Origin of the sequence: Kitasatospora sp. NPDC096204, assembly GCF_044763205.1 — a bacterium.
GTDB lineage: Bacteria > Actinomycetota > Actinomycetes > Streptomycetales > Streptomycetaceae > Kitasatospora.
In genome coordinates this window covers 142103-161888 of record NZ_JBIWFT010000003.1, presented here as the reverse complement: position 1 = coordinate 161888, position 19786 = coordinate 142103, and the positions used below count along the sequence as shown (strand labels likewise).

Annotated in this window: 18 protein-coding genes; all 18 read left to right on the top strand. The window is 70.9% G+C overall.

The genetic code is table 11. The features are described 5' to 3' along the window. The first annotated feature begins 202 nt into the window (after positions 1–202). The 18 genes from thrB to atpD all read left to right on the top strand — a co-directional run bounded on the left by thrB (position 203) and on the right by atpD (position 19729). Positions 203–1141: a homoserine kinase gene (thrB, locus tag ACIQ87_RS04165; protein ID WP_402401225.1), complete on the top strand. Its 939-nt coding sequence runs from the start codon at positions 203–205 to the stop codon at positions 1139–1141. A gap of 603 nt (positions 1142–1744) precedes the next feature. After that, complete coding sequence (gene rho / locus ACIQ87_RS04160; RefSeq protein ID WP_402401223.1) at positions 1745–3862, top strand: transcription termination factor Rho; 2118 nt, start codon at positions 1745–1747, stop codon at positions 3860–3862. A 157-nt stretch (positions 3863–4019) separates the two neighbouring features. Beyond that, positions 4020–5135, top strand: coding sequence for an LCP family protein (locus ACIQ87_RS04155; RefSeq protein ID WP_402401220.1), 1116 nt, complete (start codon positions 4020–4022; stop codon positions 5133–5135). Positions 5136–5295: 160 nt separating this feature from the next. Further along, complete coding sequence (rpmE, locus tag ACIQ87_RS04150; RefSeq protein WP_030057539.1) at positions 5296–5517, top strand: 50S ribosomal protein L31; 222 nt, start codon at positions 5296–5298, stop codon at positions 5515–5517. Between the two features lie 145 nt (positions 5518–5662). Then, the gene (gene prfA, locus ACIQ87_RS04145) at positions 5663–6739 is read left to right on the top strand and encodes a peptide chain release factor 1 (protein ID WP_402401217.1); all 1077 of its coding nucleotides are present in this window, start codon (positions 5663–5665) and stop codon (positions 6737–6739) included. A 58-nt stretch (positions 6740–6797) separates the two neighbouring features. Continuing rightward, the gene (gene prmC / locus ACIQ87_RS04140; RefSeq protein WP_360346986.1) at positions 6798–7664 is read left to right on the top strand and encodes a peptide chain release factor N(5)-glutamine methyltransferase; all 867 of its coding nucleotides are present in this window, start codon (positions 6798–6800) and stop codon (positions 7662–7664) included. Positions 7665–7822: 158 nt separating this feature from the next. Then, complete coding sequence (locus ACIQ87_RS04135) at positions 7823–8470, top strand: L-threonylcarbamoyladenylate synthase (RefSeq protein WP_392873119.1); 648 nt, start codon at positions 7823–7825, stop codon at positions 8468–8470. Between the two features lie 32 nt (positions 8471–8502). Beyond that, positions 8503–9144 (top strand): protein-tyrosine-phosphatase, encoded by a 642-nt coding sequence (locus ACIQ87_RS04130; RefSeq protein WP_392874204.1) that lies wholly within the window; start codon positions 8503–8505, stop codon positions 9142–9144. Positions 9145–9287: 143 nt separating this feature from the next. Then, a complete protein-coding gene (glyA, locus tag ACIQ87_RS04125; RefSeq protein WP_402401213.1) occupies positions 9288–10568 on the top strand; it encodes a serine hydroxymethyltransferase in 1281 nt (426 codons plus the stop codon). Positions 10569–10740: 172 nt separating this feature from the next. Next, a complete protein-coding gene (locus ACIQ87_RS04120) occupies positions 10741–12030 on the top strand; it encodes an MraY family glycosyltransferase (RefSeq protein ID WP_402401210.1) in 1290 nt (429 codons plus the stop codon). A 295-nt stretch (positions 12031–12325) separates the two neighbouring features. Next, positions 12326–12769, top strand: a complete 444-nt coding sequence (locus ACIQ87_RS04115) for a hypothetical protein (protein ID WP_392873112.1) — start codon at positions 12326–12328, stop codon at positions 12767–12769. A 285-nt stretch (positions 12770–13054) separates the two neighbouring features. Next, positions 13055–13867, top strand: coding sequence for a F0F1 ATP synthase subunit A (gene atpB / locus ACIQ87_RS04110; protein WP_392913607.1), 813 nt, complete (start codon positions 13055–13057; stop codon positions 13865–13867). Positions 13868–13958: 91 nt separating this feature from the next. Further along, positions 13959–14195, top strand: a complete 237-nt coding sequence (atpE, locus tag ACIQ87_RS04105; RefSeq protein WP_031074289.1) for an ATP synthase F0 subunit C — start codon at positions 13959–13961, stop codon at positions 14193–14195. Between the two features lie 41 nt (positions 14196–14236). Further along, a complete protein-coding gene (locus ACIQ87_RS04100; protein WP_402401833.1) occupies positions 14237–14791 on the top strand; it encodes a F0F1 ATP synthase subunit B in 555 nt (184 codons plus the stop codon). Beyond that, the gene (locus ACIQ87_RS04095) at positions 14788–15603 is read left to right on the top strand and encodes a F0F1 ATP synthase subunit delta (protein WP_402401205.1); all 816 of its coding nucleotides are present in this window, start codon (positions 14788–14790) and stop codon (positions 15601–15603) included. The genes ACIQ87_RS04100 and ACIQ87_RS04095 overlap by 4 nt, the downstream gene beginning before the upstream one ends. Positions 15604–15759: 156 nt before the next feature. Continuing rightward, positions 15760–17334 (top strand): F0F1 ATP synthase subunit alpha, encoded by a 1575-nt coding sequence (gene atpA, locus ACIQ87_RS04090; protein WP_402401202.1) that lies wholly within the window; start codon positions 15760–15762, stop codon positions 17332–17334. 32 nt (positions 17335–17366) lie between these two features. Then, the gene (locus tag ACIQ87_RS04085; protein ID WP_402401200.1) at positions 17367–18281 is read left to right on the top strand and encodes a F0F1 ATP synthase subunit gamma; all 915 of its coding nucleotides are present in this window, start codon (positions 17367–17369) and stop codon (positions 18279–18281) included. A gap of 2 nt (positions 18282–18283) precedes the next feature. Beyond that, positions 18284–19729: a F0F1 ATP synthase subunit beta gene (atpD, locus tag ACIQ87_RS04080; RefSeq protein WP_402401197.1), complete on the top strand. Its 1446-nt coding sequence runs from the start codon at positions 18284–18286 to the stop codon at positions 19727–19729. Positions 19730–19786: the final 57 nt, after the last annotated feature.

Here is a 19786-nt window from a genome sequence, read left to right as displayed (position 1 = left end):
CGAAGGCCCACGGGGTGTACCGCTGGGGAACCTCTCTTCGATACTCTGGCCTCGGCCGTGTGGCACATGCCCCGGGCCCGGGCGGATCCGGGCCTCGCCGACCGCCGTGACCGCCCGCCCCCGAGGGGCCTCGGTCCGTTTCCCCACCCTCGCACCGACGACGCGCTCCGCGCCGCCCGATTTCCCCAGGAGAGTCCACCGCATGGCCGGTCCCGCGTTCCGTGCCGCCGCCGTCCGGGTCAGGGTTCCCGCGACCAGCGCCAACCTCGGCCCGGGCTTCGACGCCTTCGGGCTCGCGCTGGGTCTGTACGACGACGTGGTCGTCCGGGTCGCCGACTCCGGCCTCTCCGTCGACATCGCCGGTGAGGGTGCCGACACGCTTCCGCGCGACGAGCGCCACCTGCTGGTCCGCTCGATGCGCGCCGCCTTCGACCGGCTCGGCGGCCAGCCGCGGGGCCTCGAGGTGGTCTGCGCCAACCGGATACCGCACGGCCGCGGCCTCGGCTCCTCCTCGGCCGCCATCTGCGCCGGCATCGTGGCCGCCCGCGCGGTGACCATCGGCGGCCCGTCCGCGCTGGACGACGACGCGCTGCTGGCCCTCGCCTCCGAGCTGGAGGGCCACCCCGACAACGTCGCGGCCTGCCTGCGCGGCAACTTCACCATCGCCTGGACCGACGAGGAGTCGGCCAGGGCGATCGCGCTGGAGCCGTCCGAGCAGGTCGTCCCGGTGGTGTTCGTGCCGGCCGGCGAGGTGCTCACCGAGACCGCGCGCGGGCTGCTGCCGAGGACCGTCCCGCTCGCCGACGCGGCCGTCAACGCCGGCCGCTCCGCACTGCTGGTGGAGGCGCTGACCCGGCGCCCCGAACTGCTCCTCGCCGCCACCGAGGACCGGCTGCACCAGGACTACCGCGCCTCCGCCATGCCGGACAGCGCCGCGCTGGTCGGCGCGCTGCGCGCCGAGGGGGTCCCCGCGGTCATCTCCGGCGCCGGCCCGACCGTCCTGGCGCTCACCGACGAGGCGGGCGCCGACAAGGTGCTCTCCTTCGCCGGGCACCACGGCCACGGCGGGGACCCGGCGTTCGCCGCGCACCGGCTGGACGTCGACCGCACCGGGGCCGTCGTGCTCCCGCTGGACGTCTGAGCAGCCCGAACGGGCCGCTCGGGGCCCGGCACCGGCGCTCTGCCGAGCCGGGTCCTGCGGACACGATTGGCAAGCGCAAGGCTGGGGAATGTGTGAGGGGGTCGGTAGTGTTAACCTCATTGCTGCACCAGGTGCCCTCCGGGGCTAGGTGCGCCGCGTCCCGATCCCAGCGCTCCACGGCAGTGGAGTCCCGGCGATGCACGGGGCGACGATTCTCCGGGAGCCCACCGCAGCGCGTACGCAGCCTGCCTGCGCGACATGCGGCCGCATCCCGAAGCCGTGACGGCACCTGACTCCCACCCGCGGCCTCCCACCTAGAGGCCAGGACGGGCGGAGCGCGGGCCACCGTCACGCGACGGGGGCCCGGGATTCGCAGGGAGCGTGGGGGTTACGCCCTCAGGGGAGGTCGACACACGACCGGCCCACGCGCCACTCAGCACCACCGTGCTTCACGCACCGCACCTCGTACGTAGCTCTCCCTCGACGGGCTCCCGCCATTCGAGGGATCACCGCCTCGGACCGACGCAGTCGAGCGTTGGTCAGGACAGCACAACCGGTCGCCGAGCCAGACAGGCCGACGTCCGCTCCAGGGAAGGACCCTTAGTGAGCGACTCCACCGATCTGATGGGCGCGCGCCCGGACGCCGACGCGTCGGACGCAGCCGCCGCCCCCGCTGCCCCGGCGCGGCGCCGCCGCAGTGCCGCCGCGGGCCTGGACGGCATGGTCCTGGCCGAGCTCCAGAAGCTCGCCGCGGACCTTGGCATCACCGGTACCGGACGCATGCGCAAGAGCCAGCTGATCGAGACCATCAAGGAGAAGAGCGGCGGGGACCCGCTGCTCGCCGCCGGTGGCACCGCCCCGGCCGCCAAGCGCACCGCCGCCAAGGCGGACGCCGAGGCCCCGGCCGAGAAGCCGGCCCGCCGCGCCAAGGCCGCCGCCAAGGCCGAGGCCCCGGCCGCCGCCGAGCCGCAGGCCCAGATCGAGATCCCGGTCCAGGCCGCCGCCGAGACCGCCGCGCCGGCCCGTACCGAGCGCACCCGCCGCCGCGCCACCTCGGCCGCCGGCGCGCCCGTCGCCCCGGCCGCGGAGGCCGCCGCCGAGGCCGCCACCGTCGCCGTCGCCGAGCCGAAGCAGGCCGAGGCCCGCCCGGCCGAGACCCGCGGCTTCGAGGGTCGCGAGGACGGCCGCGAGAGCCGTCGCGACCGCCGTGAGCGCCGTGAGCGCCGCGAGGGCGGCGAGCGCACCGAGCGCACCGAGCGCACCGACCGCCAGGAGGGCGGCGAGGCCGACGGCGAGGGCCGCGAGTCCCGCCGCGACCGCCGCAGCCGCCGCGAGCGCACCGACCGCACCGACCGCACCGACCGCCAGTCCCAGCAGGGCGGCGGCCAGCAGCAGGCCGGCCAGGGCGAGCAGCAGGGCCGTCAGGCCCAGCAGGCCCAGCAGCCGCAGGCCCAGCAGGGCGGCTACGAGGACGACGAGTTCGGCGAGGGCCGCCGGGGCCGGCGCGGGCGCTACCGCGACCGCCGTGGCCGCCGTGGCCGCGACGGCTTCGAGGCCGGCCCCGTCGAGCCGCAGATCGGCGAGGACGACGTCCTGATCCCGGTCGCGGGCATCCTCGACATCCTCGACAACTACGCGTTCGTGCGCACCTCCGGCTACCTGCCGGGCCAGAACGACGTCTACGTCTCGCTCGCCCAGGTCCGCAAGAACGGCCTGCGCAAGGGTGACGCCATCACCGGTGCGGTGCGTCAGCCGCGCGAGGGCGAGCGCCGCGAGAAGTTCAACGCCATGGTGCGCCTGGACTCCGTCAACGGCATGGACCCGGAGAGCGGCCGCGGCCGTCCCGAGTTCAACAAGCTCACCCCGCTGTACCCGCAGGAGCGGCTGCGCCTGGAGACCGACCCGGGCGTGCTGACCACCCGGATCATCGACCTGGTGTCGCCGATCGGCAAGGGCCAGCGCGGTCTGATCGTCGCGCCGCCGAAGACCGGCAAGACCATGGTGCTCCAGGCGGTCGCCAACGCGATCACCCACAACAACCCCGAGTGCCACCTGATGGTCGTCCTGGTCGACGAGCGTCCGGAAGAGGTCACCGACATGCAGCGGTCGGTGAAGGGCGAGGTCATCTCCTCGACCTTCGACCGCCCGGCCGAGGACCACACCACCGTCGCCGAGCTGGCCATCGAGCGCGCCAAGCGCCTGGTCGAGCTGGGCCACGACGTGGTCATCCTGCTGGACTCGATCACCCGCCTCGGCCGCGCCTACAACCTGGCGGCGCCGGCCTCCGGCCGCATCCTGTCCGGTGGTGTCGACTCGACCGCGCTGTACCCGCCGAAGAAGTTCTTCGGTGCCGCGCGCAACATCGAGAACGGCGGCTCGCTGACCATCCTGGCCACCGCGCTGGTCGAGACCGGCTCGCGCATGGACGAGGTGATCTTCGAGGAGTTCAAGGGCACCGGCAACATGGAGCTCAAGCTCGACCGGAAGCTCTCGGACAAGCGCATCTTCCCGGCCGTCGACGTGGACGCCTCCAGCACCCGCAAGGAGGAGATCCTGCTCGGCAGCGAGGAGTTGGCCATCGTCTGGAAGCTGCGCCGGGTGCTGCACGCGCTCGACTCGCAGCAGGCGATCGAGCTGCTCCTGGACAAGATGAAGCAGACCAAGAGCAACGCCGAGTTCCTGATGCAGATCGCCAAGACCACCCCCGGCTCCGGCGACTGACCGTAGCCGGACGGCTGTCGAAGCACGGAACCCCGGATCGCGCGAGCGGTCCGGGGTTCCGCGCGTCCGGGCCGCTTTGTTCCGGACTCGGGTTTGTTCCAGACTCGGGACAACTTGGGGCTATTTGGATCATGTTGTCCGATTTACTCTGGACCGTATGGCCGAACACAAGAGGGTTACGAGTCGTCGCCGCAGGCTCCTGCGGACGGCCGCCTGCGCGTTCGCCGCGTTCGTCGTCGGCGGCGCCCTCCTCGGCTACTTCAGACTCGACGGCAACATCAAGAGCGTCGACATCGACGGCGGACTCGGCGACGCCCGGCCGCCGGCCGCCACCGACGGCTCCTTCAACATCCTGGTGCTCGGCTCCGATTCGCGCGGCGGCGACAACGGCTCGATGGCCGGCGGGGACACCGGCGACACCGCCCGCTCGGACACCGCCATGGTGGTGCACATCAACCAGGACCACTCCCGCGCCCAGATCGTCTCGATCCCGCGCGACACCCTGGTCACCCGCCCCGACTGCACCGACCCGAGCGGCCGGACGACGCCCGGCGCCAAGCGCGCGATGTACAACAGCGCCTTCGAGGCCGGCGGCGCGGTCTGCGCGGTCAAGACCACCGAGCAGCTCACCGGGCTGCGGATGGACCACTACCTGCAGATCGACTTCGCCGGCTTCGCCCGGGTCGTGGACGCGATAGGCGGGGCCACCGTGACCACCACGGTGGCCATCCACGACAAGGACAGCGGGCTCGACCTGCCGCCCGGCGAGCACCGCCTGAACGGACAGCAGGCGCTGGCCTTCGTACGCACCCGGCACGGCGTCGGCGACGGCAGCGACCTCGGCCGGATCGAGCTCCAGAAGCAGATGGTGAAGTCGCTGCTGCAACAGGTCGGGGGCAGCGGGATGCTCACCGACCCGGTCAAGCTGTGGTCCGTCGGCGACACCGTGACCAGGAGCATCACCACCGACTCCGCGCTCGGCTCGGTGAACTCGCTGGTGGGGCTCGCCCAGGAGCTCAAGGGGATAGGCCCGGACCAGCTGAGCATGGTCACCCTGCCGGTGGAGACCGCCCCCGGCGACCCGAACCGGGTGGTCCCGCAGCAGCCGGCGGCCGGGCAGGTCTGGACGGCCCTCAGGGCCGACCGGCCGTTCCCGCCGGCGGTCGTCGCCGGGCAGCCGGAGAACCCCGCCCAGGCGGCCCCCACGGCCACGCCGTCGGCCCCGGCGCGGACCGCGGGGAAGCCGGGCGCGAAGGCCACCGCCCCGCGCTGACGGACGCCGTCGCCGGTTGCGCGGGGGGCCCGGAATATCCCGGAACGCGACCCGGTTTGGGAAGATGCGGCCGGTCCTGGCAGACTGGTCCGTCGGTCCCGGTTCACGTGCGGCGCTCCAGCCGCCGACCCGGTGCCCTCCCGAAACCTAGGAGAACCCCTTGAAGCCCAACGTTCACCCCGAGTACGTGGTCACGCGCGTGACCTGCACCTGTGGCGCCGAGTTCACCACCCGCTCGACCGAGACCAGTGGCGAGATCCGCGCCGAGGTCTGCTCGCAGTGCCACCCGTTCTACACCGGCAAGCAGAAGATCCTCGACACCGGTGGCCGCGTGGCCCGCTTCGAGGCCCGCTTCGGCAAGCAGCACAGCGCGAAGGCCTAGCGCTCCCTCGGCGCCGGTTCCCGGTGCCCCCGTACTCGTTGTCGGGGGCGCTTGGGGGCCGGCGCCGTTCGCGTCCCCCGCGGATCCCCGACGCCGCGAGTCCCTCCCCCACACGTTTCCGAGTCCCCGGGAAGAAGGCCACCCCATGTTCGAGGCAGTCGAAGAGCTCCTCGTCGAGCACGCCGCCCTCGAGACGAGGCTGGCCGACCCGTCCGTCCACGCGGACCAGAACAACGCCCGCAAGCTGGCCAAGCGCTACGCCGAGCTGACCCCGATCACCCGGGTCTACCGGCAGTGGCGGCAGGCCGGCGAGGACATCGAGGCCGCGCGCGAACTCGCGGCCGAGGATCCGGAGTTCCTCGCCGAGGTGAAGGACTCCGAGGCGCGCCGCGACGAGCTGACCGAGGAACTGCGGCTGCTGCTCGTCCCGCGCGACCCGAGTGACGACAAGGACGTCATCCTGGAGATCAAGGCGGGCGAGGGCGGCGAGGAGTCCGCGCTGTTCGCCGGCGACCTGCTCCGGATGTACCTGCGCTACGCGGAGCGGATCGGCTGGAAGACCGAGATCATCGACTCCAACGAGTCCGACCTCGGCGGCTACAAGGACGTCTCGGTGGCCGTGAAGACCAAGGGCAACACCGAGCCCGGCCAGGGCGTCTGGGCCCGGTTGAAGTACGAGGGCGGCGTGCACCGCGTGCAGCGCGTCCCCGCCACCGAGTCGCAGGGCCGCATCCACACCTCCGCGGCGGGCGTGCTGGTCACCCCCGAGGCGGAGGAGGTCGAGGTCGAGATCGTCGCCAACGACCTGCGGATCGACGTCTACCGGTCCTCCGGCCCCGGCGGCCAGTCGGTCAACACCACCGACTCCGCGGTCCGGATCACCCACCTGCCGACCGGTATCGTGGCGTCCTGCCAGAACGAGAAGAGCCAGCTCCAGAACAAGGAGCAGGCGATGCGCATCCTGCGTTCGCGGCTGCTGGCCGCCGCGCAGGAGGAGGCCGAGCGGGAGGCCTCGGACGCGCGCCGCAGCCAGGTCCGTACGGTGGACCGCTCCGAGCGGATCCGCACGTACAACTACCCCGAGAACCGCATCTCGGACCACCGCACCGGATTCAAGTCGTACAACCTGGACCAGGTCCTGGACGGCGACCTGAACGCGGTGATCCAGTCCTGCGTCGACAAGGACGCGGCGGCCAAGCTCGCCGCGGCCCAAGAGAACTGAGACCGGCGCGCCCCAGCCCGCGTTTCGCCCGGAGCCGGAGAGACAAGAGGTCGTACGGATGAACCTGCTGCTCGCCGAGGTGGCCCAGGCCACCCAGCGGTTGGCCGCGGCCGGCGTGCCGTCGCCGCGCTTCGACGCGGAGGAGCTCGCCGCCTACGTCCACAACGTCAAGCGCAGCCAGCTGCACACGGTGAAGGACGCCGACTTCGACGCCCGCTACTGGGAGGCGGTCTCCCGCCGCGAGGCGCGCGAACCGCTCCAGCACATCACCGGGCGGGCGTTCTTCCGCTACCTCGAACTGGAGGTCGGCCCCGGGGTGTTCGTGCCCCGGCCGGAGACCGAGACGGTCGTCGAGTGGGCGATAGACGCGGTGCGCGACATGGACGTGGCCGAGCCGCTGGTGGTGGACCTGTGCTCCGGCTCCGGCGCGATCGCGCTCGCCCTGGCCCAGGAACTCCCGCGCTCGACCGTGCACGCCTTCGAACTGGACGAGGGCGCGCTGGAGTACACCCGGCGCAACATCGAGGCCAGCCCCGACCGTGCCCGGGTCACCCTGCACGCGGGTGACGCCACCAAGGCCTTCGAGGACGACCGCTCCTGGGACGGCCGCTTCGACCTGGTCATCTCCAACCCGCCGTACATCCCGCTCACCGAGTGGGAGTACGTCGCGCCGGAGGCCCGCGACCACGACCCGCAGATGTCGCTGTTCTCCGGCGAGGACGGCCTGGACACCATCCGCGGCATCGAGCGCGTCGCGGCCCGGCTGCTGCGCCCGGGCGGCGCGGTGGTGATCGAGCACGCCGACCAGCAGGGCGGCCAGGTGCCGTGGATCTTCAACGAGGAACACGGCTGGACGGACACCGCCGACCACCGGGACCTGAACAACCGGCCGCGTTTCACGACCGCCCGAAGGGTCGGGTCGTGAACAGTCGAGCACCGTACGACCGCCCGAAGGGTCGGGTCGTGAACAGTCGAGCACCGTACGACCGCCCGAAGGGTCGGGCCGTGAACGTCAAGCACTGCACGACTGCTCGCAAGGCCGCGCTGTAACGCCATGAGCCACTCCGGAAGGGGACCGCACCGATGAGCCGCCGTTACGACTGTGCCGATGCCGGGGACCGCGCCACCGGTCTGCGCGAGGCCGCCTCGGCCATCCGCCGCGGCGAACTCGTCGTGCTGCCCACCGACACCCTGTACGGGGTCGGTGCGGACGCCTTCTCCCCGGAGGCCGTCGGCGAGCTGATGGCCACCCGCGGTCGCGGCCGCAACACGCCCTCCCCGGTGCTGGTCGGCTCGCCGACCACCCTGCACGGCCTGGTCACCGACTTCTCGGAGCAGGCCTGGGAGCTGGTCGACGCCTTCTGGCCCGGCGGGCTCACCCTGGTCGCCCGGCACCAGCCCTCGCTGCGCTGGGACCTCGGCGACACCCGCGGCACCGTCGCGGTCCGGATGCCGCTGCACCCGGTCGCCATCGAGCTGCTGAACGCCACCGGCCCGATGGCCGTCTCCAGCGCCAACCGGATCGGCGGGGCCTCCCCGCTGACCTGCGACGAGGCGCAGGCCCAGCTCGGCGACGCGATCTCGGTCTACCTGGACGGCGGGCCGGCCGTGGACTCCGCCACCTCGTCGATCGTCGACGTCACCGGCAAGGTCCCGGTCCTGCTGCGGGCCGGTGCGATCAGCGTCGAGCAGCTGAGGGAGGTCGTCCCCGACCTGGAGGCCGGCAGTTGACGCCGACCGCCTCGCTCCACTCCGGGCCGGGCATGGCGCCGTACCTGAGTGTGGGCCCCAGGCCGCTGGACCACTTCCGGATCCTGTTCGTCTGCACCGGGAACATCTGCCGCTCGCCGATCGCCGAGCGGCTGACCCGGCGTGAGCTGGACACCCGGCTGAGCCCCCGGGTGGCCGGGCGGATCCTGGTCGAGAGCGCCGGCACCTGGGGCCACGTGGGCGCGCCGATGGAGGACCACGCCGCGACCGTGCTGGACGAGTACGGCGCCGACAGCGGTGGCTTCACCGGCCGCGAGCTGCTGGACGAGCACGTGGTCGAGGCCGACCTGGTGCTCACCGCGACGCTGGACCACCGGGCCCAGGTGATCTCGATGGGCCACGAGGCGGGCCTGCGCACCTTCACGCTGAAGGAGTTCACCCGGCTGGTGCGGACGATAGACCCGGGCACCCTGCCGGACCCCCGGCGCGGCGCCGACGTGACCGAGCGGGCCCGCGCGCTGGTCCGGGCGGCCGCCGCGCTGCGCGGCTGGCTGCTGGCCGCCACCCCGGAGTCGGACGAGCTGGACGACCCGTACGGGGCGCCGATCGGCATGTTCCGCAACTGCGGCGAGGAGATATTCCACGCGGTCGACCCGGTGGTCACCGCGCTCACCGGCGTCCCCGCGCCGCGCTGACGCCCCCGGGCCCCGTCGTCGACGGGCCCGGGACGCGGGCCCCGGCGCCGAATGGGGCCGTCCGGCCGCGGCTCGGCGGGCCGGGCGGCGACGGCGGTCCTACGCTGGGTGACACAGTCCCCGCAGCGTCCGGGAGCCCCGCCATGACCGTCACCGATGCCGCGACCGGCCCGACCGCGACGACCGGGCGCCCCTGGGCGTCCGAGGCACTGCACCGCGCCGATCCCCAGCTGGCCGACCTGCTGGCCGCGGAGGCCGAGCGGCGCGCCGAAACGATCCAGCTGCTGGCGGGGGAGAACCTGACCAGCCCGGCCGTCCTGGCGGCGCTCACCGGCCCGCTGATCGACAAGTACGCCGAGGGCTACCCGGGCCGCCGGCACCACACCGGCTGCGCGTTGGCGGACGCCGCCGAGCTGCTGGCGATCGACCGGGCCCGCGAACTGTTCGCCGCCCCACACGCCAACGTCCAGCCCCGGTCGGCGACTTCGGCGATGCTGGCGGCGTACGCGGCGCTGCTGCGGCCCGGTGACGGGGTGCTGGCGATGTCGCTGGAGCACGGCGGCCACCTCAGCTGCGGCTCGCGCGCCAACTTCTCCGGCCGCTGGTTCGACTTCACCGGCTACGGCGTGCGCGAGGACGACGGGCTGATCGACCTGGACCAGGTCCGCGACCTGGCCCGGCAGCACCGCCCCAAGGCCGTCGTGGTGGGCTCGATCTCCCACCCCCGGCACCCGGACTGGGCGGCGTTCCGGGAGATCGCCGACGAGGTGGACGCCTACCTGGTCGCCACCGTCGCGCAGACCACCGGGCTGATCGCGGCCGGGGTGGCGCCCTCCCCGGTGCCGTACGCGGACGTCACCGTCGCCGCCACCCACAAGCTGCTGCGCGGTCCGCGCGGCGGGCTGCTGCTGTGCACGGCGGAGCTGGCCGAGCGGATCGACCGGGCGGTGTTCCCGTTCAGCCAGGGCGGCGCGGCGATGAACGAGGTGGCCGGCAAGGCGGTGGCCCTCGCGCAGGCCTCCCGGCCCGAATACCGGGCGTACGCGCAGCGGGCGGTGTCCGGGGCGCGACTGCTCGCCGCGAGGCTCGCAGAGGCCGGTATGCGCCCTCTGACGGGCGGGACCGACACCCACCTGGTGACCGCCGACGTCAGCCCGCTCGGCGTCAGCGGCGCGGAGGCCGAGCGCCGCTGCGCGGCGGCCGGGCTGCTGCTGGGCAAGGCCGCACTGCCGTACGACCCGGCGCCGGCCGCCGAGACCTCCGGCATCCGGCTGGGCACGGGCACGGTGACCAGCCAGGGGATGGGGGAGCCGGAACTGGCCGAGATCGCCGGGCTGATCGCGAAGGTGCTCGCCGGCGGCGCCGTGGCCCCGGCCGCGGCGCGGGTGCGGGAGCTGGCGCTGGCCTTCGCCGACCGGGCCTGACGGAGTGCTCGCGCGGGCATTCGAAACTCCTACCCGGGAGGGCGAACCGCGATGCGCGGTCCGGGCGTCCGACTCAATAAGGTGTGTGCCGTGGCGACGCACCTCGAACCCCGGGCAGGCGGGGGAGTACCTTCGGTACCTCCCCGTTCGACAGTGATGCAGGAGGCCAGTGGTGCGTGAGTATCTGCTGGTGCTGTTCTGCACCGCCGCCGTCACCTACCTGCTGACCGGCCCGGTCCGGAAGTTCGCCATCGCCGCCGGTGCCATGCCCCCGGTGCGCGCCCGCGACGTGCACCGCGAGCCCACGCCGCGGCTCGGCGGCATCGCGATGTTCGGCGGACTCTGCGCGGGCATCCTGGTCGCCTCCCAGCTCGACAACCTGAGCAAGGTGTTCTCGCAGGGCACCGACATCCGCGCGCTGCTGTCCGGGGCCGGGATCATGTTCCTGCTCGGGGTGCTCGACGACAAGTGGGGCGTGGACGCGCTGGTGAAGCTCGGCGGCCAGATGATCGCCGCCGGTGTGATGGTCTGGCAGGGCGTCACGGTGATCACCCTCCCGGTGCCCGGTTCCGGCCCGGTCTCGGTGACCCCGACCCAGGGCATGATCATCTCGGTCACCCTGGTCGTCGTCATGGTCAACGCGGTGAACTTCATCGACGGCCTGGACGGTCTGGCCGGCGGCATGGTCTGCATCGCCGCGATGGCGTTCTTCCTGTACAGCTACCGCCTCTGGTACGGCTACACGATCTCCGACGCGGCCCCCGCCGTGCTGTTCAGCGTGCTGCTGATCGGCATGTGCCTGGGCTTCCTGGCGCACAACATGCACCCCGCGCGGATCTTCATGGGCGACTCCGGCTCGATGATGCTGGGCCTGATGCTGGCCGTCGCCGCGATCTCCATCACCGGCCGGGTCGACCCGGACCTGATCAGCAACGAGGCCGGTTCGCAGACCGCCGCCGTGCACGCCCTGGTGCCGATCTACATCCCGCTGCTGCTGCCGCTGACGGTCATCGCCCTGCCGCTGGCCGACCTGCTGCTCGCGGTGGTGCGCCGCACCTGGGCCGGTCAGTCCCCGTTCGCCGCGGACAAGCGCCACCTGCACCACCGGCTGCTCCAGGTCGGCCACTCGCACAGCCGCGCCGTACTGATCATGTACTTCTGGGCCGCGCTGATCGCCTTCGGCTCGGTGGCCTTCTCGGTGACCAACACCGGCCGCACCGTCGTCCTGACACTCGCCGGCCTCTGCCTGGTCGGCCTGGTCGTGCTGCTCACCCCGTGGTTCCGGCCGCGCGCCCCGCGGGCGGTGCAGTCCTTCCTCCCCCCGCGCTACCGCCGGCACCAGAGTGGTCCGATGGCCGAACTGTCGGCGAAGGACAAGCAACTCCTCGGTGAAGCCGGTCGGGACCCGGCCGTGGGCTCCTCCGCGGTCGGCCACCAGGGCGAGGCCACCGGCCGTCGCTGACAAGGGAGTTGATGCCAGGTCAGGAGCCGTTCACCCGAATGGCGGAGCCGTTGCGCCGTTGGTGTGACAGGTGCCACACATTCATGGTAAAGCTCTCATCAAATAGTTTGTGATACCGTTCACGAGTACCGAGAACACGCCGAAAGACCTCACAGGTGGATGACTTCCGTCCCTGTCGGTCTCCCTCGCCGGGCCCGCTTCTCCCTGGCGGCCCACGGCGATGCCTCGGTCCGGTGTCACCCGCCACCGCTGTGCCCGTCCCCCGCCACATCGACATGCCGCCGGAGCTGCCGACATGCCGTCCACCGACGCCCGGATCCTCCGAGGCGCCGCGATTCCCACTGCGGCCGCCGGGATCATCGCCATGGCGATCTCCTTCGCAGTCGCCGGTGGGAAGGGGCTGCTCGGCGCCCTTTTCGGCGCACTCCTCGTGATGGCCTTCTTCACCTTCGGTCAGATCGCGCTCGACCGGCTGACCAGGTCGAACCCGCAGATCATGATGGCTGCGGCGCTGCTGGTGTACACCACGCAGATCCTGCTGGTCGGCATCGTGCTCGCGGTCTTCAAGGACACCGAGCTCTTCAACCGACAGGCGTTCGCCTTCACCCTGCTCGGCTGTGCCCTGATCTGGACGGGCTTCCAGGTGCGCGGCGCGCTCAAGGCCAAGACCTTCTACGTCGACCCCGACGCCTCCGAAAAGAAGGGCGACAAGCCCTCCGACAAGGGGCGTCAACAGTGACGAGGCCCGGCTGTCCCCCCAACGAGGGGGGCGGTGTTTATGCCGCACTGACGGGCTGCTATCGTCCGTCGCAACAACGGAGTACGGGAAGAGGCCTGGTCTGTCCGGAGAGCGGACGGATCGCCCCCCTGATCCGCGCAGTCTTCGATGATCCCGCTGTGGTGCAGTGCACTGGCGCGCGGGGTCGGCGAGAAACCCATCAAGTACCAGTGCCGCTCCGTGGTCGCAGGCCACGCCGACACACCGAGGTTGCCGTAACCATGCGTCACGACGAAGGAGTCCGCGGTGAGTGCTGAACTCACGTCCCTCGCCTCAGGCAGTTGCCACTTCGGGGACGCTGGCTGTGGCTTCCCGGCCCCGGGCCTGAACGAGTTCCAGTTCAAGCCGATCTTCACGATCGGCAGCATCGAGTTCAACAAGCCGATGCTGCTGTCGATCATCGTCGCGCTCCTGGTCGTCGTGTTCTTCTGGGCCGCCTTTGCCAAGCCGCGCCTCGTCCCCGGCAAGCTGCAGCTGGTCGGTGAGATCGGGTACGACTTCGTCAAGCGCTCCATCGTGCTGGAGACGATCGGCAAGAAGGGCGAGAAGTACGTCCCGATGCTCGTCTCGATGTTCTTCTTCATCTGGTTGATGAACATCATGTCGATCATCCCGTTCGCGCAGTTCCCGGTGACGGCGGCGATCGCGTTCCCGGCCGGCCTCGCGGCGGTCGTGTGGATCACCTACATGACGCTGACCTTCAAGAAGCACGGCTTCGTCGGCGGTCTGAAGAACCTCTGCTGGCCGTCGGGCATCCCCGGCTGGGTCATGTTCATCCTGGTGCCGATCGAGTTCTTCTCGAACATCTTCGTGCGCCCCTTCACGCTCGCGGTCCGAGCCTTCGCGAACATGTTCGCCGGCCACCTGCTGATCGTGATGTTCTCCATCGCCTCCTGGTACCTGCTCAGCCCGTCCCTGGGCGCGCTGTACGGCTCGGCCTCGTTCATCGTCGCCGTCGGCCTGACCGCCTTCGAGCTGCTGGTCCAGTTCCTGCAGGCCTACATCTTCGTGATGCTGGCCAGCAGCTACATCGCCGGTGCCCTGGAAGAGGCGCACTGAGCCCCGGGGCCGCGGCCCCGCCGAGAACCACCTCCCGGATCGCCCGGTGGCCAATCACCACCGGTTCACCACCCTGCAAAGGACAACGTCAATGAGCATCCTCGCTGAGGGCACTGTCTACGGTTCCGTCGCCTCCCTGGGCTACGGCCTCGCCGCCATCGGCCCCGGCATCGGCGTCGGTCTGATCTTCGGTAACGGTGTCCAGGCCATGGCCCGCCAGCCCGAGGCTGCCGGTCTCATCCGTTCCAACATGTTCATCGGCTTCGCGCTGACCGAGGCGCTCGCCCTCATCGGCATCGTCATGCCGTTCGTCTTCGGCAACAAGTAATCCCGCCGTAGACCCTTTCTGAGGAAGGTCCAGATATGAGCATGGCGATCGTCCAGCTCGCGTCCGAGGAGAAGATGAACCCTCTCCTCCCCGCGTGGCCCGAGATCATCATCGGCCTGCTCTGCTTCTTCATCGTCTTCGGTCTGCTCGGCAAGAAGCTCCTCCCCAGCATCGAGAAGGTGCTGTCGGAGCGCCGGGACGCGATCGAGGGCGGGATGGAGCGCGCCGAGGCCGCCCAGGCAGAGGCCCAGGCCCTGCTTGAGCAGTACCGCGCCGAGCTCGCCGAGGCGCGCCACGAGGCTGCCCGCATCGTCGAGCAGGCTCGCGAGCAGGGTGCCGCCCAGCTCGCCGAGATGCGCGAGGAGGGCCAGCGTCAGCGCGAGGCCATCGTCGCCGCCGGTCACGCCCAGATCGAGGCGGACAAGAAGCAGGCCACTGCCGCCCTGCGTCAGGACGTGGGCTCGCTGGCCACCCAGCTGGCGTCCCGCATCGTGGGTGAGTCCCTCGAGGAGCACACCCGGCAGAGCGGCGTCATCGACCGCTTCCTGGACGAGCTGGAGGCCAAGGCCGCCGTTGCTCAGGGTGCGGCCAAGTGATCGGCGCCAGCCGTGAGGCCCTCGCCGCCGGCCGGCAGAACCTCGAGAGCCTGACCGACTCCACCTCGGTGGACGCGGCCAAGCTCGCCGAGGAGCTCGCCGCCGTCACGGCCGTGCTGGACCGTGAGGTGTCGCTGCGCCGCGTCCTGACCGACCCCTCCCGGTCGGGCCAGGACAAGGCCCAGCTGGTCACCTCGCTGCTGACCGGTCAGGTCTCCGGCGAGGCCGTCGACCTGGTCTCCGGTCTGGTCCGCTCCCGCTGGTCGGGCTCGCGCGACCTGGTGGACGCGACCGAGGAGCTCGCCGCCTACGCGGAGATCATCGCCGCGGACAAGGCCGGCGCCCTGGACGACGTCGAGGACGAGCTCTTCCGTTTCGGCCGGGTGGTGAGCGGCTCGCACGAGCTGCGTGCCGCGCTGACCGAGCCGAAGGCCGGTGCCGTCGCGAAGGCCGAGCTGATCAAGAAGCTGCTCGGCGGCCGCGCCAACGCCGGCACCGTCCGGCTGGTCACCGCCGTCGTCAACGTGCCGCGTGGCCGTAGCCTGGAGCAGGGTCTCGAGTCCTACTCGAAGCTCGCCGCCGCGCGTCGCGGCCGCGTGGTGGCCCTGGTCACCACCGCGGTGCCGCTGTCGGACACCCAGAAGGAGCGCCTGTCCGGTGCTCTGGCCCGGATGTACGGCCGCCAGGTCCACCTGAACATCGACGTCGACCCCGAGGTCGTCGGCGGCGTCCGGGTGCAGATCGGCGACGAGATCATCAACGGCACCGTGTCGAGCCGCCTCGAGGGCGCTCGCCAGTCGCTCGAAGGCTGAGCACCGAAGCAGCACATCCGACCCTCGGTCGGGAAACCGGTTCCCCAAGGAGCCGGCAAATCGTACGGCCGGTTCGCAAGACCCGGCCGAGAGTCGAATACTTGCGGCCCTCAATGGCGGGCCGAGGATCGCAAACTAGGAGAGCAGGGAAGCCTGATGGCGGAGCTTACGATCCGTCCGGAGGAGATCCGGGACGCGCTGGCCGACTTTGTCCAGTCGTACCAGCCGGACGCCGCTTCTGTGGAAGAGGTCGGCACGGTCACTGACGCGGCGGACGGCATCGCGCATGTCGAGGGCCTGCCCTCGGTCATGGCGAACGAGCTGCTGAAGTTCGAGGACGGCACGCTCGGCCTCGCGCTGAACCTCGACACCCGCGAGATCGGTGTCGTCGTCCTGGGTGAGTTCGGCGGCATCGAAGAGGGCCAGACCGTGCGCCGCACCGGCGAGGTCCTCTCGGTTCCGGTCGGCGACGGCTACCTCGGCCGCGTCGTGGACCCGCTGGGCAACCCGATCGACGGCCTGGGCGACATCGCCGCCACCGGTCGCCGCGCCCTGGAACTGCAGGCCCCCGGTGTCATGGCCCGCAAGTCGGTCAAGCAGCCGCTGCAGACTGGCATCAAGGCCATCGACGCGATGACCCCGATCGGCCGTGGCCAGCGCCAGCTGATCATCGGTGACCGCCAGACCGGCAAGACCGCGGTGGCCGTCGACACGATCATCAACCAGCGCGACAACTGGCGCTCGGGCGACCCGGAGAAGCAGGTCCGCTGCATCTACGTCGCCGTGGGCCAGAAGGGCTCCACCATCGCGTCCGTCCGCGGCGCCCTGGAGGAGGCCGGCGCGCTGGAGTACACCACCATCGTGGCCGCTCCCGCCTCCGACCCGGCCGGCTTCAAGTACCTCGCCCCGTACACCGGCTCGGCCATCGGCCAGGAGTGGATGTACGACGGCAAGCACGTCCTGATCATCTTCGACGACCTGTCGAAGCAGGCCGAGGCCTACCGCTCCGTCTCCCTGCTGCTGCGCCGCCCGCCGGGCCGCGAGGCCTACCCGGGTGACGTCTTCTACCTGCACTCCCGCCTGCTGGAGCGCTGCGCCAAGCTGAACGACGCCCTGGGCGGCGGCTCGATGACCGGTCTGCCGATCATCGAGACCAAGGCCAACGACGTCTCGGCGTACATCCCGACCAACGTCATCTCCATCACCGACGGCCAGTGCTTCCTGGAGTCCGACCTGTTCAACGCCGGCATCCGCCCGGCCGTGAACGTCGGCATCTCGGTCTCCCGCGTCGGTGGCTCCGCCCAGATCAAGGCCATGCGCTCGGTCGCCGGCCGCCTGCGTCTGGACCTCGCCCAGTACCGCGAGCTGGAGGCCTTCGCCGCCTTCGGTTCCGACCTGGACGCGGCCTCCAAGGCCCAGCTGGAGCGCGGTGCGCGCATGGTCGAGCTGCTGAAGCAGGGCCAGTACCAGCCGTTCCCGGTCGAGGAGCAGGTCGTCTCCATCTGGGCCGGCACCAACGGCAAGCTGGACGACGTCCCGGTCGCCGAGATCCGCCGCTTCGAGCGCGAGTTCCTGGACCACGTCCGCCTGCAGCACAAGGACCTGCTCGCCGGCATCGTCGAGACCGGCCTGCTGGCCGACGGCACCATCGACGCGCTGACCAGCGCGATCGAGGCGTTCAAGCAGGGTTACCAGACCGCTGACGGCAAGCTGCTCTCCGAGCAGGCCTGAGTCCGGTAGCGAGGGAAAGGACGTAACGACCCATGGGAGCACAGCTTCGGGTCTACAAGCGCCGGATCCGCTCTGTCACCGCGACGAAGAAGATCACCAAGGCGATGGAGATGATCTCCGCGTCGCGCATCGTCAAGGCGCAGCGCGCGGTGGCCGCCTCCACTCCGTACGCCGACGAGCTCACCCGGGCGGTGACGGCGGTGGCCACCCGGTCCAACGCCAAGCACCCGCTCACCACCGAGAACCCGAACGCCAAGCGCGCGGCGGTCCTGCTGATCACGGCGGACCGCGGCCTGGCCGGCGGCTACTCGACCAACGCCATCAAGGCCTCGCAGGTGCTCGCCGAGCGCCTGCGGGCCGAGGGCAAGGACGTGGTGACGTACATCGTCGGCCGCAAGGGCGTCTCGTACTACACGTTCCGCGGTCTGGCGATCGCGGGCTCGTGGACGGGATTCTCGGACAAGCCGACGTACGGTGACGCGAAGACGGTGGCGGCCGACCTGATCGAGGCCTTCACGGCCGAGACGGGCGGCGTGGACGAGCTCCACCTGGTTTCCACCGAGTTCGTGTCGATGCTGACGCAGAACGCGGTCGAGGCGCGGCTGCTGCCGCTGAAGCTGGACGAGGTCCAGCTCAGCGACCAGAAGCCGGCCAAGGCGGAGATCTTCCCGCTGTACGACTTCGAGCCGTCGGCGGAGGGCGTCCTGGACGCGCTGCTGCCGCGGTACGTCGAGAGCCGGATCTACAACGCGCTGCTGCAGTCGGCCGCTTCCGAGCACGCCGCCCGCCGCCGTGCGATGAAGAGCGCGACGGACAACGCCGGCGAGCTCATCAAGTCGCTCACGCGGCTTGCCAACTCGGCCCGTCAGGCCGAGATCACCCAGGAAATCAGCGAGATCGTCGGTGGCGCCAACGCGCTCGCTGACGCGAGCCGCGGGAGCGAATGAGTATGACCACCACTGTTGAGCCGACCACGGCGACGGGCCGCGTCGCGCGGGTCATCGGCCCGGTCGTCGACGTGGAGTTCCCCGTCGACGCGATTCCGGACATGTACAACGCCCTGCACGTCGAGGTGGACAACCCCGACGGCACGGGCCGGAAGACCCTGACCCTCGAGGTCGCCCAGCACCTCGGCGACGGCATGGTCCGCGGCATCTCGATGCAGCCGACCGACGGCCTGGTCCGTGGTTCGCAGGTCACCGACACCGGTGCCGCGATCTCCGTCCCGGTCGGCCAGATCACCAAGGGCAAGGTCTTCAACGCCCTCGGCGACGTGCTGAACGTCGACAAGGACGAGTTCGAGTCGCAGGTCCAGGTCCGCTGGCCGATCCACCGCAAGGCCCCGGAGTTCAAGGACCTCGAGTCCAAGACCGAGATGTTCGAGACGGGCATCAAGGTCATCGACCTGCTCACCCCGTACGTCACCGGTGGCAAGATCGGTCTGTTCGGTGGTGCCGGTGTCGGCAAGACCGTTCTGATCCAGGAGATGATCTACCGCGTCGCCGAGAACTTCGGTGGTGTGTCGGTGTTCGCCGGTGTCGGCGAGCGCACCCGTGAGGGCAACGACCTCATCGACGAGATGGTCGACTCGGGCGTTCTGGACAAGACCGCGCTGGTCTTCGGCCAGATGGACGAGCCGCCGGGCACCCGTCTGCGCGTCGCGCTGTCCGCGCTGACCATGGCGGAGTACTTCCGTGACGTCGAGAAGCAGGACGTGCTCCTCTTCATCGACAACATCTTCCGGTTCACCCAGGCCGGCTCCGAGGTGTCGACCCTGCTCGGCCGCATGCCCTCCGCGGTGGGCTACCAGCCGAACCTGGCCGACGAGATGGGCCTCCTGCAGGAGCGCATCACCTCGACCCGCGGTCACTCGATCACCTCGATGCAGGCGATCTACGTCCCCGCGGACGACCTGACCGACCCGGCGCCGGCCACCACCTTCGCCCACCTGGACGCGACCACCGTTCTGTCGCGCCCGATCTCGGAGAAGGGCATCTACCCGGCCGTCGACCCGCTGGACTCCACGTCCCGCATCCTCGACCCGCGGTACATCGCGCAGAACCACTACGACACGGCCATCCGTATCAAGGGGATCCTGCAGAAGTACAAGGACCTCCAGGACATCATCGCGATCCTCGGTATCGACGAGCTGTCCGAGGAGGACAAGGTCACGGTCCACCGTGCCCGTCGCATCGAGCGCTTCCTCTCGCAGAACACCTACGTGGCGAAGCAGTTCACCGGTGTCGAGGGTTCGACCGTGCCGCTGTCGGAGACCATCGAGGCCTTCAACGCGATCGCGGACGGCAAGTACGACTCCGTCCCGGAGCAGGCCTTCTTCATGTGCGGTGGCATCGAGGACCTCGAGAAGAACGCCGCCGAGCTGGCGAAGAAGTAATCGCGGCCGGTAGCAGCTGTGCGTGACCGTGAGGGGTGGCCCCCGAGCCTGGGGACC

Coding starts and splice junctions, on each gene's coding strand:
- ACIQ87_RS04135 (WP_392873119.1), top strand. CDS start 7,823: ATGAGCCGCCGTTACGACTGTGCCGATGCCGGGGACCGCGCCACCGGT.
- prmC (WP_360346986.1), top strand. CDS start 6,798: ATGAACCTGCTGCTCGCCGAGGTGGCCCAGGCCACCCAGCGGTTGGCC.
- ACIQ87_RS04085 (WP_402401200.1), top strand. CDS start 17,367: ATGGGAGCACAGCTTCGGGTCTACAAGCGCCGGATCCGCTCTGTCACC.
- atpD (WP_402401197.1), top strand. CDS start 18,284: ATGACCACCACTGTTGAGCCGACCACGGCGACGGGCCGCGTCGCGCGG.
- ACIQ87_RS04130 (WP_392874204.1), top strand. CDS start 8,503: ATGGCGCCGTACCTGAGTGTGGGCCCCAGGCCGCTGGACCACTTCCGG.
- prfA (WP_402401217.1), top strand. CDS start 5,663: ATGTTCGAGGCAGTCGAAGAGCTCCTCGTCGAGCACGCCGCCCTCGAG.
- ACIQ87_RS04115 (WP_392873112.1), top strand. CDS start 12,326: ATGCCGTCCACCGACGCCCGGATCCTCCGAGGCGCCGCGATTCCCACT.
- ACIQ87_RS04155 (WP_402401220.1), top strand. CDS start 4,020: ATGGCCGAACACAAGAGGGTTACGAGTCGTCGCCGCAGGCTCCTGCGG.
- atpE (WP_031074289.1), top strand. CDS start 13,959: ATGAGCATCCTCGCTGAGGGCACTGTCTACGGTTCCGTCGCCTCCCTG.
- atpA (WP_402401202.1), top strand. CDS start 15,760: ATGGCGGAGCTTACGATCCGTCCGGAGGAGATCCGGGACGCGCTGGCC.
- thrB (WP_402401225.1), top strand. CDS start 203: ATGGCCGGTCCCGCGTTCCGTGCCGCCGCCGTCCGGGTCAGGGTTCCC.
- glyA (WP_402401213.1), top strand. CDS start 9,288: ATGACCGTCACCGATGCCGCGACCGGCCCGACCGCGACGACCGGGCGC.
- ACIQ87_RS04100 (WP_402401833.1), top strand. CDS start 14,237: ATGGCGATCGTCCAGCTCGCGTCCGAGGAGAAGATGAACCCTCTCCTC.